1 rRNA gene is annotated in these 352 nt (G+C 46.6%); it reads right to left on the bottom strand.

What is annotated here, in order from left to right:
• Window positions 1–338, bottom strand: a 23S ribosomal RNA gene (locus AN391_RS19990); the annotation flags it as partial.
• Between the last annotated feature and the right edge of the window lie 14 nt (window positions 339–352).

Genomic DNA, 352 nt, shown 5'->3' with positions numbered 1-352 from the left:
TTTTCATGTACGGGACTATCACCCTGTATCGTGGCACTTTCCAGAGCCTTCCATTAACACATAATAAGCTTAAGGGCTGTTCCGATTTCGCTCGCCGCTACTATCGGAATCTCGGTTGATTTCTTTTCCTACGGGTACTTAGATGTTTCAGTTCTCCGCGTTCGCCTCGTTAACCTATGTATTCAGTTAACGATACCTGCAAGCAGGTGGGTTTCCCCATTCGGAAATCCTAGTCTCAAGCGCTTTTTACTAGCTTGACTAGGCTTATCGCAAGTTAATACGTCCTTCATCGCCTCCAACTGCCAAGGCATCCACCGTGTACGCTTAGTCACTTAACCATACAACCCAAACG

Source organism: Pseudoalteromonas sp. P1-13-1a, from assembly GCF_001401875.1.
Taxonomy (GTDB): Bacteria; Pseudomonadota; Gammaproteobacteria; order Enterobacterales; family Alteromonadaceae; genus Pseudoalteromonas.
Note: the sequence above shows the minus strand (reverse complement) of the source record. Positions and strands in the feature narration are given on the sequence as shown.